This window comes from Variovorax sp. J22R115 (genome assembly GCF_030317005.1).
Classification (GTDB): domain Bacteria; phylum Pseudomonadota; class Gammaproteobacteria; order Burkholderiales; family Burkholderiaceae_C; genus Variovorax.
The window spans coordinates 392,408-406,847 of sequence record NZ_JASZYM010000001.1 but is presented as its reverse complement, the minus strand read 5'-3'; the positions used below and the strand labels follow the sequence as shown (position 1 = coordinate 406,847).

Annotated in this window: 11 protein-coding genes; 6 read left to right on the top strand and 5 right to left on the bottom strand. The window is 66.7% G+C overall.

All coding sequences use genetic code 11. The features are described from left to right. Window positions 1–13: 13 nt before the first annotated feature. Window positions 14–3,742, bottom strand: coding sequence for an AsmA family protein (locus QTI04_RS01705; RefSeq protein WP_286613937.1), 3,729 nt, complete (start codon window positions 3,740–3,742; stop codon window positions 14–16). An 11-nt stretch (window positions 3,743–3,753) separates the two neighbouring features. On the opposite strand from QTI04_RS01705, the gene QTI04_RS01700 reads away from it, so the two are divergent. Continuing rightward, a complete protein-coding gene (locus tag QTI04_RS01700) occupies window positions 3,754–4,680 on the top strand; it encodes a tripartite tricarboxylate transporter substrate-binding protein (RefSeq protein WP_336621865.1) in 927 nt (308 codons plus the stop codon). 45 nt (window positions 4,681–4,725) lie between these two features. On the opposite strand, the gene QTI04_RS01695 is transcribed toward QTI04_RS01700, so the two are convergent. Next, window positions 4,726–5,529: an IclR family transcriptional regulator gene (locus QTI04_RS01695; RefSeq protein ID WP_286613935.1), complete on the bottom strand. Its 804-nt coding sequence runs from the start codon at window positions 5,527–5,529 to the stop codon at window positions 4,726–4,728. A gap of 179 nt (window positions 5,530–5,708) precedes the next feature. Between QTI04_RS01695 and QTI04_RS01690 the strand changes: the two genes are divergently transcribed. From QTI04_RS01690 to QTI04_RS01675, 4 genes are all read left to right on the top strand, one after another. Further along, window positions 5,709–6,686, top strand: a complete 978-nt coding sequence (locus QTI04_RS01690; protein ID WP_286613934.1) for a tripartite tricarboxylate transporter substrate binding protein — start codon at window positions 5,709–5,711, stop codon at window positions 6,684–6,686. Between the two features lie 21 nt (window positions 6,687–6,707). Further along, complete coding sequence (locus QTI04_RS01685; RefSeq protein WP_286613933.1) at window positions 6,708–7,505, top strand: enoyl-CoA hydratase/isomerase family protein; 798 nt, start codon at window positions 6,708–6,710, stop codon at window positions 7,503–7,505. A gap of 5 nt (window positions 7,506–7,510) precedes the next feature. After that, entirely contained in the window at window positions 7,511–9,595 is a 2,085-nt protein-coding gene (locus tag QTI04_RS01680) for an acetate--CoA ligase family protein (RefSeq protein WP_286613932.1), read from the top strand. Window positions 9,596–9,756: 161 nt separating this feature from the next. Continuing rightward, window positions 9,757–10,350, top strand: coding sequence for a CoA pyrophosphatase (locus QTI04_RS01675; RefSeq protein WP_286613931.1), 594 nt, complete (start codon window positions 9,757–9,759; stop codon window positions 10,348–10,350). A 22-nt stretch (window positions 10,351–10,372) separates the two neighbouring features. Here the strand turns inward: QTI04_RS01675 and QTI04_RS01670 are convergent, their stop codons facing one another. Further along, window positions 10,373–11,710: a DUF1254 domain-containing protein gene (locus QTI04_RS01670; protein WP_286613930.1), complete on the bottom strand. Its 1,338-nt coding sequence runs from the start codon at window positions 11,708–11,710 to the stop codon at window positions 10,373–10,375. A gap of 85 nt (window positions 11,711–11,795) precedes the next feature. Between QTI04_RS01670 and QTI04_RS01665 the strand changes: the two genes are divergently transcribed. Next, window positions 11,796–12,476 (top strand): GNAT family N-acetyltransferase, encoded by a 681-nt coding sequence (locus QTI04_RS01665; RefSeq protein WP_336621864.1) that lies wholly within the window; start codon window positions 11,796–11,798, stop codon window positions 12,474–12,476. A gap of 78 nt (window positions 12,477–12,554) precedes the next feature. Here the strand turns inward: QTI04_RS01665 and QTI04_RS01660 are convergent, their stop codons facing one another. Further along, window positions 12,555–13,046, bottom strand: coding sequence for a GNAT family N-acetyltransferase (locus QTI04_RS01660; RefSeq protein ID WP_286613929.1), 492 nt, complete (start codon window positions 13,044–13,046; stop codon window positions 12,555–12,557). Window positions 13,047–13,133: 87 nt separating this feature from the next. Then, entirely contained in the window at window positions 13,134–14,321 is a 1,188-nt protein-coding gene (locus QTI04_RS01655) for an acyl-CoA dehydrogenase family protein (RefSeq protein WP_286613928.1), read from the bottom strand. Between the last annotated feature and the right edge of the window lie 119 nt (window positions 14,322–14,440).

Genomic DNA, 14,440 nt, shown 5'->3' with positions numbered 1-14,440 from the left:
TCAGGCGCGCCGATCACGGCCTGACCGACAAGGGGAAAGGCAAGTTGACCGATCGCGAGGATCGCATCAGCACGTCGAGTGGGTCGCTTGAAAGTTGGGCGCCAGCAGCGATGCGGGCGCAGGGGTTGGCCGTCGACTCGAGCTTGCGCCACAAGTCGCCCGCCAGCAGCGACGCCCCGGCGGTGGCCCAGGCCGCGGTCCCCACGAGCAACATGCCGCTGGGGTCCAGTTCGAAAGTCGGGTCGCTGACCGTTCCGGTGACTTTCGCGACGCCACTCGTCAGGCCCAGCAAGCTGAAGCGGAAGAGCTCGCGTCGCACCGCCCGGTACCCGAACAGGATCTCACCCGTTCTCAGGTTCACCGCGCCACCGCCCAGGATATCCAGATGCGTCAGGCGCAGCGCGATGCCGTCGCTCGAGGTGGCCACGCCGTCGGCGATGGTGAAGCGCGCAGCCGCACATTCGAGTTGGGTGTTGTCCACCGCCCTGCGGCCGGGCACCAGCGCCAGCAGGAGATTGCCGGCAATCCGCTCGAAGCCGTAACCCGAATTGATGGGCAATGTGCCCGCGCCGGCCGTGAGCAGGAACTCACCGCGCCCGGCCCCGAGCATGTTGCGCGGCGTGGTGCCGGCGCCAGCGAACTGCCCGCTCATCGACAGCAACGGCGTGGCGGCCCCGCTCGACCGCGCCGCTCGTGCCGTATACAGCGCCTCTGCATCGACTTCCTTGAGCGACAGACGCAACGCCACACCAGGCACTTCCTGGCGCAGATCGAGGCGCAGGTCCCCGCGCAACTCGCCTTCGGCCGCTGTGGTCGAAACCTCGATCAGTCCGTTCGCGAGCGTGCCATCGAGTTGAAGCTTCGCCAGGTCGTATCGATGCAAAAGGAAGCGCTCTGCTCGCAGCCGCAGCTGCGCGTCGCGTGAGAGCAGGGACGGCATGCGGATGGGCCGATCCAGCACCGGTGTCTCATTGGCCGTGGGTTCCGCCCACTGTGTGGTATCGATCAGTTTGGAGGTGAGATCCGCCGACAGATTCGGCCGGTCACGCCACCGAATTCGCAGCCGCCCGGCCGCATCCGACTTGCCGGCCTGTGCGCTGAGATCGTCGACGGCCACCTCCCCGTCTCCCAGCGTGACCTGTCCCGCGGCGCTGAACGGAAGGGCAGGCAGGCGCGAAGCGGTGAACATTTTCGCCGTCTGCGCCAGGCTGTCGATCTCGATCCGGGCGGCGAGCCGCGCGCCCGTGGGCGCCGCGAGGTTGCTCACGTTGCCCGTCAGGGTGGCGCGCGCGCCAGGCAGCGTTGCCTGCAACGCCAGCGGCACGTCACGCAGGCCGACCACCCGCTGCAGCGGCCCGCTGGTCGCCAAGACCTGGAGTGTTTCTCCATCCAGTGCCGTGCGCAGATTCGCTTCTATCTTCGGCCACGCGGTCTCGGGATTCAGCAGTTCGGCCAGGGGCCCGGCGACCACCGTCAGATCCATCGGCGCGCCGAGGGCATGGCCAACCACGCTCGCGCGCACGGGGCCGCCCGGTTCAACCTCAATGTTCGCCTGCTCCACTCGGACCGGTGAACGGTCGCGACCCACCGCAAGTGCGAACGGAGCGCTGCGAACGGAAAGCTTCGCCTGCTTCATGAGATCGCGCACGCTCTTGCCCTGCGAGCCAAGCAGGACTTGCAATCCCTGAATCACGCCGCTCATCGTGCCCGGCCGGTTCGGCGAGCGCAGCAGCGCCGCCACGTCGATGCGGTCGGCCCTCGCGTTGGCGTCGACGCGCCATGCCCGCCCGCTCGCATCCAGCGTGACATGGCCCTGTACCGGAGCGTTGGCGACCGTGGCAGATGTCAGGTCGACGGCGAGCTTGCCGCCCCGCAGTTGCGCGAGCGCAGCAAGCTTGCCGATCGGCACCGGTGCGCTCGCAATGCGGGCAACGTCGAACCGCAGCCTGGCATCGAACGCACGCAGCGGCGCCAGCGGCAGTGGATCGTCGAATGCGCTGCGCGGTCCTTGTTTGGCCACGCTACCGCCGAGCTTGGCGAAATCGAGCACCGCGATGCTCGCATTGCCATCGATCTGCGGCCGTCCATCGCTCCAGCGAATCGTGCCGTCTCCCGTGACGACCGTGCCGGCCAGTGTGGCGGAAAGCCCTTGGAGCCCGACCACGTCGCCGCGCCAGTGCACCCGGCCGGTCAGATTCCTGGCCGGGACCGGCAGGCCGGTGAGGGCTGCAATCCGCAGGGACAGATCCGCCTCGATGCGCTGGAGCCACGCCGGCGCGCCCGCACCGGAGACGTCCCGGGGTCGTGACTCAGGCGCGGCCTGTTCGAGCGCTTCGACATCGGGCTGATTCAAGTCCAACCGGCCGAGGTTCAGCGCGCCGCTGAGCAGTGCACGCGGCGCAGTTGCGTACTTGAGATCTCCTGACACGGACGAGGCGAGTACCAGGCCACGGATGTTCCTGGCCGAATAGCCTTCTCTGGAATGCGTCACCTGAGCCGCAAGATCCACCGGCAAGGGTTGGCTTCGGCGCAAGCCCGCAAGCTCGCGCAGCGGCGCCAGCGCGTCGCCACGGGCGGTCAACGCCAAGTCGAAGTCGGTGGCTTCGGCCGCGGGCGTGATGCTCCCCTTGGCGGTCAGCGTGAAGCCCGCAAGCTCGGCGCGCAGCGTCAGAGGCGCAACGCCATCGTCCTTTTGCAGCTCAGGCCATGGCGCGCTGCTCGCCTCGAGCGAGAACGCCGCTTCACCGATCTTGCCCTCGACCGCCAGTCGCGTGTCGACGCTCGCGCCAAGCACCGCCTTGCCAGACCCGATCTCGAGGCGCGACGGCTGCATCGGCAGTCCATCGAGTGACAGACTCAAGTCTTCGACCTGCAGGCTGCCCCGTCCATAGCGTGCCTGCCCCGACAGACGATAGGGGCCCCATCCCGGCAATGTCCGCCCCAGGACGCCGGACCAGGCGTCGAGATGCTCGCCCGTCATCTCAACTCCGAGTTCAGCGCCCTCGAGCGACGCGATCGATGCCAACCGCACATCGAGCGTGAGGGACGCGCCCTTCGGTCGCAGGCCGACGGACAGACGCCAGGGCTCGCCATTGAGCGCTGCCTGCAGCGAAGCGTTGGCCTCAACCGTGAGATGCATCGGAGATTCTCGATAGTCGGCAAGCGCTTGAACCCGAAACGGCACGCCGTCGCTGATCGTGGCCTCGGCGGTGTCGATGCGAACCTGCTCGACGGAGCCGCCGCCTTCCCGCCAGCCAATGTGTACGTCGGTCAGCGACACGGTGCCGAAATCAGGCAATGGCGCACGCTGGGTGCCCCGATCGGGCGTGCCGAACGACCAATTGCCTTGGCCTTCCGCATTGCGCTCGAGCAGCAGGTCGACACCCTCCAGCTGCACGGCGCGCATTTCGACCTGTCCATTCCACAGGGCGATGAGATCGAGGCGTGCCTCGCCGCTCGCAGCGGTCACGAAGTCCGGTCGCGATGCCCAGGCAGGGTTGGCGATGCGCAGAGCGCGCACGGACAAGGTCGGTCGCACGGCAAGGTCGAACGTCAGACTGCCGATCGACACCTCCCGATCCAGAACGGATGACAGCTTTCGCTCCAGGGCTCGCTTGTAGACCTCTGCGTCGAGTGTCTTCAGGAAGAGCATCAACCCAGAGGCCGCGGCGAGCAGCAGCCCTATCGCCCACAGCAGCAACTTGGTTGTGCGTCGGCGCCGTGGCGACCTGGGTGGGGTCATGGGATTGGGCAATGGGAGGCGGGCACTCGGGTCGCGGGGTGCATGACGAACGAAGTGCCGCCATCGTAGCGAAGGAGTGCAACCTGCGCTTTGTTGCTTGGACCGAGCGGCCACGACCGAGCCCCGGGCGAGGCCTACGAAGTACGGCACCCGGTTGGCGAGCTTCGCGGTCACCCCGCGGCAACATCGGCATGGAGTACGTGGCTCAGTCGCCCGCCGACGGCTATTCGGTCGTGCTCGCCCTCACCTCGCAACTGGCGATCAACCAGGCCCTCTATCCCAAGCTGCGCTATGACGCGATCAATGATTTCGTGCCGATCACGCTGCTGGGTTCGGCACCGTACTTCCTCGCGGTCAACGCGTCGGTGCCGGTGAAGAATCTGGCCGAGTTCATCCAGCTCGCCAAGTCGAAGCCCGGCGCCATGTCCTATGCATCGACAGGCAACGGCAGCGGCCTGCATCTGTCGATGGAACTGCTCAAGTCGATGGCGGGCATCGATCTCATGCACGTCCCCTACAAGGGCGGCGGCGTGGCGCTGACCGCGCTTCTCGCGGACAACGTGCAGGCGATGTTCGTGAGCTACGGAACCGGCAAGGAGCAGATCAAGGCGGGCAAGATCCGGGTTCTCGCGGTGTCGTCCAGCCAGCGCTCGCCCGCGCTGCAGGACGTTCCGACGATCTCCGAGGCGGGTGTCCCAGGCTATGAATCCGGGGTCTGGTATGCCCTGCTCGCTCCTCGCTCCACGCCTTCCGACGTCGTCAAGCGCCTGCATGACGGCTCCGTGGCCGCGCTTCAAGCGAAGGATCTTCGCGAGCGCTTCGCGACGGACGGCGTCAGGCCCATCGGATCCACACCCCAGGAACTGACGAAGTACATCCAGTCCGAGCGCGTCAAGTGGGCCGACGTGGTGAAGCGGTCGGGCGCAACGGTCGAATGAGGGGTCAAGACCGCCCGGCAGGATGAATGGCAAACGCCCAAGCCTTCACGCATCCGTCGCCGCATCGAACCCGTGCTGGATGCGCGCTCTCAAGGCGAGCAGCGTTGGAGCGAGTTCGCGCACCACCGCCGCCCATGGTTCGGCCGTCGACAGGCTCACATTCAAGGCGTATGGCGAACCCTTGAACAGCAGTGGTGCCGCTACCGCGACGACTTCAGGCTGCCACGCGGCCGCACAGAAACCCTTCTCCTCGACGTCGCGGATCGCGGCCGTGAGCGCCGGTTCGAGCCCCGCCCATTGCGAACGTCGGGTCCGGCGAAAGTGCGCGAGCAAGGCCTTGCGCTGGCCTTCCGGCGCGATGGCCAGGTAAGCGCGACCGAGGGAAGTCAGCTCCATCGGCACACGCTGGCCCGAAACGACCCTGCGCAGAGAGGGCCGCCGGTTGTATCGGATCGATTCCAGGTAGACCATTTCGTCCCGATCGGGAGCGGCCAGGCCCACGTTGATCCGCTGCGCCTGGGCAGCGTCGCGCATGTGCGGTGCCGCAACCGCGAGCGCAGTGGAACCCGAGCGCATGGCGTGCGCCAGGCTCAGGACCGCTGGAGCCAGGCTATACGCCCTGGTGCGTGGCTCCACCTGCAGGTACCCCGACCCCACCAGCGTCTGCGTCAGTCGGCTCACCGTCGAACGGGAAAGGCCTGTTCGCTCCGCAATCTCGGCGTTGCCCAGCAGTTCCGAGCCCGGACGGAACGATCGCAAGATCTCGATGCCCCGCTCCAGAGACCTGTTCGCGGGGGAGACACCGGGCTTTTCCACCCCGAGAGACTGCGCGAGTCTTGACGAATTCATGAGATTCAGAAGGCCCCCATCCAAGCCGCACGACACGACCAGGCCAGTGTAGTGAATTCCACTGCTTGGAATAAGAGGGGTGTCAAACGGAGCCAGGCTTTCTAAGCTACCTCTCATGGCGGCTTCGACCGGAAGCGCCAACTGGCAGAGAGCTTTGCCCCCGTGGCAGGAGACAACCCATGACCCTTACCTTCCGTTCCATTCTGCGGCGCCTGGCTGGCTGTCTGGCCGCAACCGCGCTGGCAGCCTCCGCGGCCTTCGCCGGGTTCCCGGACAAGCCCGTGAAACTGGTCGTTCCCTTCGCCCCGGGCGGCGGGACCGATGCCATTGCGCGTGCGCTGGGCGTGGGCATGTCCCACGCGCTGGGCCAGCCGGTCGTCATCGACAACAAGCCTGGTGCAGGCACCATCATCGGCAGCGATGCCGTGGCCAAGAGTGCCCCTGACGGCTACTCGGTGCTGGTGTCGACCTTCGCGCATGCGGTCAACCCCAGCCTGATGGCCAAGCTCCCCTACGACACGCAGAAGGCATTCGCACCGGTCGTCCTGCTGGCGCGTGGCCCGAACGTCCTCGTCGTGCGTGCAGACAGCCCCTACAGGTCGGTGGCCGACGTGGTGGCCGCCGCGCGGTCCAACCCGGGCAAGCTCACCTATGCCTCTCAGGGCAACGGGACTTCGGCGCATCTTGCGGGTGAGATGTTCACGAACCTGGCCAAGGTGCAGATGACGCACATCCCCTACAAGGGCGCCGGCCCGGCCCTGACCGATCTGCTCGGCGGCCAGGTCGACATGATGTTCGCCACGGCGGCGGCGGCCTCGTCCCAGGTCGCCGGCGGCAAGCTGCGCGCCATGGGGGTCACGACGCCACGCCGCGCGCCGGCCCTGAAGGAGGTGCCTGCCATCGCGGAGACCGTTCCCGGCTACGCCGTGGAGAGCTGGTATGGCCTGTTCGTCCCGGCGGCCACGCCGGCCGACGTGATCGGCAAGCTGAACGCAGCGGCGAAGAAGGCGTCCGAGAGTGCCGAGTTTCGCAAGTTGCTCGAACCGGAAGGACTCACCGTCAGTGCCGGCACCCCGGCCGAACTCGGTGAGTTCGTCGCCTCCGAGACCGCCCGCTGGTCGCGGATCGTCAAGGAAAACAACGTCAAGGTCGACTGAGACCGAAGAAGGATGAATCCCATGGACTACGCACTGATCCAACTGCAGGTCGAACACGGCATCGCCACGATCACCTTCAACCGCCCCGAGAAGCGCAACGCGATGAGCGATGCGCTGCGCACCGAGTTCATCCATGCCCTGGAACGCGTTGCCGGCGACAAGGGCATTCGAGCCCTGGTGCTCACTGGTGCCGGCAAAGGCTTCTGCGCCGGCGGCGACATCGCGGGCATGGAGCGCCGCATGAACGCGCCGGCGGGCGAGATCGCATTCAATGGCTGGCACCGGCAGCAACGTGTGCACCACACGCAGGCGCTCCTGCACACGATGCCCAAGCCGGTGATCGCAGCCGTGAACGGCGCCGCCTCCGGCCTTGGCGCGGACACCGCCCTCGCATGCGACTTCATCATCGCCAGCGAGTGGGCCAGCTTCAGCTGGTCCTACATCCACCGCGGCATCATCCCTGACGGCGGCGGCATGTACTTTCTCCCGCGCCGCGTCGGCTTGCCAAAAGCCAAGGAGCTGATCTTCACCGGGCGCAAGGTGGATGCGGACGAGGCGCTCGCCTTGGGCATCGTGGACCGCAAGACCACGGCGGACCGGCTCGTGGCCGAAGCCCAGGCCTGGGCTTGCGAATTGAGCAAGGGCTCCGCGACAGCGCTTGCGCTCTCCAAGACGATCCTGAACCAGACCTTCGAGCTGCCGGCCCAGCAGGTCTTCGCGCAGGGCAGTCAGGCGCAGGGCATCTGCTACACGAGCTCCGAACACCGCGAGTCGGTCCAGGCCTTCCTGGCCAAGACCAACGCCAATACCAAGGAATGATGGACATGGAAGCCCTCTCCCGATTGCTCCAGCCCCGAATCGTCGCCGTGATCGGCGCCTCGGGCGACCCGGCCAAGACCGCCGGCCGGCCGGTGTCGTACCTGCTGAAGCATGGCTTCGCCGGCGCGATCTACCCCGTGAACCCGAAGCTCGATCGCATCGGCGAGCTGCCCTGCTACCGCAGTGTGGCCTCGCTGCCGGAAGTCCCCGATGTGGGCATCGTCCTGCTGGGAGCGGAGCGGGCCCATATCGCCGTTCAAGAGCTTGCCGAGCGCGGCGCTTCCGCGGCCATCGTGCTGGCGAGCGGCTACACCGAAACCGGCGAGGAAGGCGCCCGGCGCCAGCAGCAATTGCTGGAAGCGGCCGGAAACATGCGCATCCTGGGCCCCAACACCATTGGCCTGGTGAATCTGACCGACAACATCGTGCTCTCGGCCAGCGGCGCGCTGGAGATGGATCATTTCCACGCAGGTGCCATCGGCGTGGTGTCGCAGAGTGGCGGCATCCTCGGAGCGCTCCTGTCGCGTGCCGCCGCGCGTGGCATCGGCCTGTCGAAGCTGGTGTCGACCAGCAACGAAGTCGACCTCGAGCTGGCCGATTTCGTCGACGCGCTGGTCGACGATCCGGCAACGCGAGTCATCGCGCTGTACATCGAAGCGATCCGGCACCCGGAGAAATTCCGCGCTGCCGCGCTCAGAGCCGCGCGTGCCGGCAAGCCCATCGTCGCCTTCAAGATCGGGCGCTCCGAGGCGGGAGCCAAGGCGGCGGTGTCGCACACGGGTGCGCTGGCCGGCGCCGACCGCATGTACGACGCCTTGTTTCGGCAAACCGGCGTGATCCGGGCACAGACCTTCGGCGATCTGCTCGACGTCCCGGCCGCCCTCGCGACAGGACGCGTGCTGCGCGGCAAACGGGTTGCCATCCTGACTTCGACCGGCGGCGCCGGCACGCTCGTGTCGGACAGCCTCGGTGTTTGCGGCTTCGAGACCCCCGCGCCGGATGACCAGACGGCAGCGGCCCTGCGCGCCCTGCAGACCGGCGACCACGCGGCACTGGACCGCAATCCGATCGACGTCACGCTGGCCGGCCTGCAACCGGATCTGCTGCGCGGTGCGATCCAGGCCCTCCTGGCCAGTCCCAGCTACGACGCCTTGGCCGTCATCGTCGGCTCGTCGGGCGTCGGCAGGCCCGAGCTGATGGCCGGCGCGATCGAGGACTGCCTGGCGCTGTCCGACAAGCCGGTGCTGGCCTATGTCAGCCCGCATGCACCCGAGGCCGCCGCCCTGCTCACGCAACGCGGCGTGCCCGCGTTCGTTGCCGCGGAGAGTTGCACGGCGGCGCTCGTGGGCATGCTGCAGGCGGGCCAGTGGCAACCGCCGGCAGGGGAAGCCGGTAGCGCTGCTCGTGTGCCGATGCACGACTTGCCCACGGGCTCGCTGGACGAGGCGCAGGCCAAGCAGTTGTTCGCGCGGTTCGGCGTGCCCTGTGCACGCGAGTGGGTCGTCCAGAGTGGCGAGCAGGCGGAGCGCGCAGCGCGCGAGCTGGGGGGACAGGTCGTCCTGAAGATCCTGTCCAGCGAGATCACGCACAAGAGCGACGTCGGCGGCGTGGCCGTGAATGTCTCGCCTGAACAGGTCGCGGCTCGGCTCGGCGCGATGACGACCGAGGTAGAGCGGAATACCGGTGTGCGCCCCGGGCGCTTTCTGGTGCAGGAGATGGTGAGCGGCGGAACCGAGCTGATCCTCGGCATGCACCGCGATGCTCTCGGTACGGCCATCCTTCTCGGCATGGGTGGCGTCACCGCCGAACTGTTCAAGGACACGACGATGCGCCTGCTGCCGGCAGAAGGCGGCCTCGGCAGGGACGAGGCCTGGGCCATGGCGCGCGAGCTCAAGACCTGGCCGCTGCTCGACGGCTTTCGAGGACGGCCCAAGGCCGACGTGGAGGCGCTGGTCGATGCCATCGTCGCCTTCTCGCGCATGGCCGCGCAACTGGGGGACCGGCTGGTCGAGGCCGAGATCAATCCTGTCTTCGTGCTGCCCCAAGGCGCGGGCGTGCGCGCCGCCGATGGCGTTGTGGTGCTCCGCTGAGGTGAGCGAACGCCGCGAGCGGACGGCCGCTAAGATCATCGTCTCGGACCGCGGCGGTTCCGAATTCACTTCAGGGTCGTGACCCCAGCCACCAGATGCCATTGGACGAGAACCTGAGACGACGTATCTGCTCGGGCCTCGAACGCCAGGAGCGTCTCGCGATGGACTCGCAAGCGTTGCGGCCCGCTGCAGTCGCCCTCGTGGTTCTCGAAGAGGGGCTGGGCGCCAATCTTCCGGGCATCGACCGTCCACCGGTCTGGAGCGACAGTCCGGCGATCCTCCTGACCCGCCGGTCCGCGACGCTTCGCGCGCACGCGGGTCAGTGGGCACTTCCCGGAGGGACGATCGACCCCGGAGAATCTGCCGAAGTGGCTGCGTTGCGCGAACTTCGCGAGGAGGTCGGACTGGAACTCGGCATGGCACAAGTGCTCGGCAAGCTGGACGACTTCACGACGCGATCAGGATTTGTCATCACGCCTGTCGTCATGTGGGCGGGGATCGCGCAAAGCCTGGTGATCAACGACGCCGAGGTCGCGAGCATCCACCGCATCCCCGTGAGCGAGTTCATGCGACCGGATGCACCGCTGCTCGATGCGATCGAGGACAGCGTGCACCCCGTCTTGCGCATGCCCGTGGGGGACACCTGGATCGCCGCGCCGACCGCCGCCTTCCTCTACCAGTTCCGTGAGCTGTGCATCGCGGGCCGCGCCATCCGCGTGGGTCACTACGAGCAACCGATGTTTGCAAGAAAGTGATCCGTCCGCCGGCGCGGACGCACTACTGCAGCTTCTTGACTGCCGGCGGATCCCATTTACCCGTCAAGGCATCCGACTTCGGCGAATACAGGCGCATGGTCAGGTTGAAGGATCCTTTCGGCGCGGGGAGCCAGTTGGCTTCCTTGTCCTTGCCCGGGCTGTCGTTCTGGAAATACAGGTCGAGCGACCCATCCGCGTTGGGCTTGAAAGGCATCCAACTGCTGAGCGCGAAGCGATCCAGCGCATTGGCCACCTGGAAGCCTTCCTCATCGTAGAGCGTGATGGACCAGAAGGCGTTGACGGGCGGCGTAGCGCCTTTGTCGAAGTGAACCGCGTACTTGTTGGTGCCGACCAGCGGTTTGCCGGTATCGTCTGCCAGGTTGAGCGGATAGATGGCGTCCTCGGGCAGATTGGCGCCCAGGCCCAGTTGGGCGACGATGGCGCGCTTCAGGTAGTAGTTCCCGTAGACGCCCATGGTGTCGGTGTTCATGGACCATCCGTTGGCGACCCGGGCGATGGTCGCCACCTTCCAGGCCATCAATTGCTGTGCGCGCGCGGACGCGCCGGCAAGTGCTTTCTGCACCACCGGATCGAGCTTGTCGATGTCGAAGGTCTTGCCGGGCTCGAGGCCGATCCGCTTCATCCGGGCGACGATCGGCTGGTCGGTCAGGTGCGGCGGGTGCAGCTTGAGCAGTTCACCCGCGTAGGCGAAGTACTTGGCGGCCGGCATGGTGTCGACCTGCGTCTTCGGTGGCGTCTTCATGTCCACGGCGGGGTCGATCTTCACCGCCGTCGGCGCTGCTTGCTTGCCCCGGCTCGATAGCGGCGTGACCAGGTAGCCCGCCTGGATGGCCCTGACCGCTTCATAGTCTGCCGGCCCGTCGGTCCTGGTGCGGCCGATGATCCAGACATAGGAGGTCGGCGCCGGGATGTGCGTTAGGCCCTCCGGCAGTCGACCGGTCCAGCCCGGCGGCGTGACCAGAAAATCGCCAGCTTGCGTGCCGGTCGTTCGCCAGCCGGGCGAAGCGAAAACGTCGGACCACATGTCCAGCATCGGCAGAAGAAAGAAGCGCCCGGCGGTGTCCGGCGCGGAGACGACCTGTGGCTCCTCGGTGAGGTCCAGCCAGGCAATGGAGTAGAGCGTGTCGAAGTTGACCCGCACCACCACTTTGAGGTCTGCCGGCGGGTAGGCCGGAATGTTCACAAACATGTTCATCGGACCCTTGCCGAATTGCTTGCCGGGCTCGATGTTGGTCGATTGCAATCGCGTGAGGTCCATCGTCACGAGGGGGTAACAGTAGATGTAGGCATCGACTGAAATCTCCTGGGCTTCCTTCTCCGAAATTGTTTCGAGGGTCACGGTCACTTCCTTTCTTGTGATGTGGCGCCCGAGTATTGCGCCGCGGTGGGCACGCCGACCGACGATTTGTCAGCCGATGCAACAGGTGCGCATCGCGGCGCTTCTCCTGATCCGACGCAACCGCGCTCGCCCGCGCCGCAACCGGCTACAGTCGCCAACCCAGTCCTTCTCAGCACACCTGACGACCATGGCGACGCCGAGCCCGATCATCACTGAGCGCTTGCACCTGCGTGAGTGGAAAGAAGCGGATCGCGAGCCGTACGCCGAGATGAACGCGGATCCCATGGTCATGCGCTTCTTCGCCGGCGTGATGCCGCGCGAGGCCAGCGATCGCGAGCTTGACGGTTGGCAGGCCGGATTCGACGCCCGAGGATGGAGCAATTGGGCCGTGGAGACGCGCGAGACCGCGCGCTTCATCGGCTTCGTCGGCCTGTCCATTCCCAAGAGAGCCCTTCCGTTCATGCCCTGCGTGGAACTCGGCTATCGCCTTGCCAGGGCGCACTGGGGCAAGGGTTACGCCACCGAGGCAGCCAAGGCGGCGCTGCAGGTGGGGTTCGAGCACCTGGGCCTTGAAGAAATCGTCTCGTTCACGCCGCTCGTCAACCTGCCCTCGCGCGCGGTGATGGAACGCGTCGGAATGACCAACGCCAACGAAGACTTCGATCACCCCCATCCCGGGTTGCCGCAAGGCAGCGCGCTGAAGAGGATGTGCCTGTACCGACTCAGCCGGGACACGTGGCTGCGCCATTGCGACGCCTGCGCCTAAGTCCGGGCCTCGAAGGACGGCCAACTCGGCCGCGACGTCGAAAATGCGCACGGGTCGGGACCGAGCGAAGGCCCCCGCTCAAAGGTCCATGATCATCTCGTGCCACGACATTCCGCCGTGATCCGAGGGGGAAGGCTGCACGTACCGATAGCCCAGGCGGGCATACAGATCGACGTGCCGCTGCTTGCACATGAGGTGGATGGTCTTCTTGCCCGCTTGTCGCATCTGCCCGACGAAGGTCCGCATCAGGGTGGTCGCGTAGCCGCGGCCTTGATAGGCCGAATCGATCACAACCGACATGATCACGACGTTCGGAGCAGCAGCGTCATGTCCCACGAGTTCCTTGAACGACTCGTCCGACATCACGACGCTGTCGGCGCAGCCGCTGTTGATGAAGCCGATGACTCGTCCGTCCAGCTCCATGATCAGGAAGCCTTGCGGGTACTCGGCGATCCGCTTGGAGATCCTGGCCAGCGTGGCGGCTTCATCGCCCTCGTACGCCGTGCTTTCGATCTCGAAGCAGCGTGCGTCGTCCAGTGAAACCGCTTGGCGAAACGTGGGGGTGCGCATGACTCGATGGCCGCGGACGGCGGCGGAAGAATGCATCGCGCAATGGTACGGCGGCACGCACGCCGTTCGGGCGCACTCCCGAGACCCTCAGTTGTACAGCGACGGCGGCGGCGCTTCGTCCTTGAGCGCCCAGCGCCCCAGCATGTTGAGCTTGTAGTCGAGCGGATCATGGAGCGTGTGCGTGCGCACGTTGCGCCAGAAGCGATCGAAGCCCAGCACCGATCGGGTGCCGCGCGCGCCCACCACCTCGAAGAGCTCCTGGCTCGCGTAGAGCCCCGCGCGATGGGCCACCACCTTCGCTTCCGCCGTGGCCACGGAGACTTCGGCGCGCTCCAATGCGCTCAGCGAATGTCCTTGCGCGAAGGCGGCGTCCAGCGCGTGCGCAGCGCGATCGGCCAGGGCATTCGATGCCGCGACCTGCACCCGCAATTCGCCGAACCGGTTGAGCATGAAAGGGTCGTCCGTCGCATGCGCCACGCCCGAACTCACCCAGGGCCGCGCACTGGTGCGCGCATGGTGGCGTGCCTCCCGCTGCGCACCGATGGCGATGCCGAGATACAGATTGACCAGCACCAACTGGCCGATGCAGGTGCGCAGCGTGTGAAAGGGTGTGGGCACCGCATCGGCGGCGCGGATGACGTCCCGCGCCGGCAGCGCGACGTCGGAGAAGGCCACCGAGTTGCTGTCGGTCTGACGCTGGCCGATCGGGTCCCAATCGTCGAGCACGACGATGCCGGCCTGCTGCGTGGGCACGATGCCGAGCAGCATCGCGCCGCCCGTCCCGGCCTGCTCGGCAGAGAACGTCATGTAGCTGGAGCCGCTGGTGCCGGAACAGAAGCTCTTGGTGCCGTCGAGCACGAACCCGTCCTCCACCGCGCGCGCCTGCAGCCGTTTATCAAGCGGGTTCATGCCATTGCCCCACCAGCCCTGCTCGCGCACCGTGGCCGTGAGCCAGCGTGCCTGCTGCTCTTCGCTGCCGTAGATGAGCACCGTGGCGACCTGCAAGTGATGGAAGGCCAGCACGTGGGCGAGCGCGCTGTCGACGGCGGCGATGCGTCGCACCGTGGCGAACACATCGCTCCAAGAGCGGCCACGGCCACCGAAAGCGCGCGGCACGGCGTCGAGCAGCAGGCCGTGCGTCCGGATCAGCGCCTTCTCCTGGGCCGCGTGTCCGCCCTTTCGGTCGCGCTCCGGCGCGCTGGCGTGCAAGGTCTCGATCAGGCCGGCGAGGTCGTCGACGGAAGAAGCAGGTGGAATGGGAATGCGGGCGTTCATGCGTGGAATCGGAACCAGCCAGGATTCTTCGATGCCCCGTTGCCCTGGGCAACGAAGAAATCGGCGCGACCTTCATCGGAATACGCATAAGGCCATGCACCGCAGAACGCATATGGTTG

Coding starts and splice junctions, on each gene's coding strand:
- QTI04_RS01705 (WP_286613937.1), bottom strand. CDS start 3,742: ATGACCCCACCCAGGTCGCCACGGCGCCGACGCACAACCAAGTTGCTG.
- QTI04_RS01700 (WP_336621865.1), top strand. CDS start 3,754: ATGGGAGGCGGGCACTCGGGTCGCGGGGTGCATGACGAACGAAGTGCC.
- QTI04_RS01695 (WP_286613935.1), bottom strand. CDS start 5,529: ATGAATTCGTCAAGACTCGCGCAGTCTCTCGGGGTGGAAAAGCCCGGT.
- QTI04_RS01690 (WP_286613934.1), top strand. CDS start 5,709: ATGACCCTTACCTTCCGTTCCATTCTGCGGCGCCTGGCTGGCTGTCTG.
- QTI04_RS01685 (WP_286613933.1), top strand. CDS start 6,708: ATGGACTACGCACTGATCCAACTGCAGGTCGAACACGGCATCGCCACG.
- QTI04_RS01680 (WP_286613932.1), top strand. CDS start 7,511: ATGGAAGCCCTCTCCCGATTGCTCCAGCCCCGAATCGTCGCCGTGATC.
- QTI04_RS01675 (WP_286613931.1), top strand. CDS start 9,757: ATGGACTCGCAAGCGTTGCGGCCCGCTGCAGTCGCCCTCGTGGTTCTC.
- QTI04_RS01660 (WP_286613929.1), bottom strand. CDS start 13,046: ATGCGCACCCCCACGTTTCGCCAAGCGGTTTCACTGGACGACGCACGC.
- QTI04_RS01655 (WP_286613928.1), bottom strand. CDS start 14,321: ATGAACGCCCGCATTCCCATTCCACCTGCTTCTTCCGTCGACGACCTC.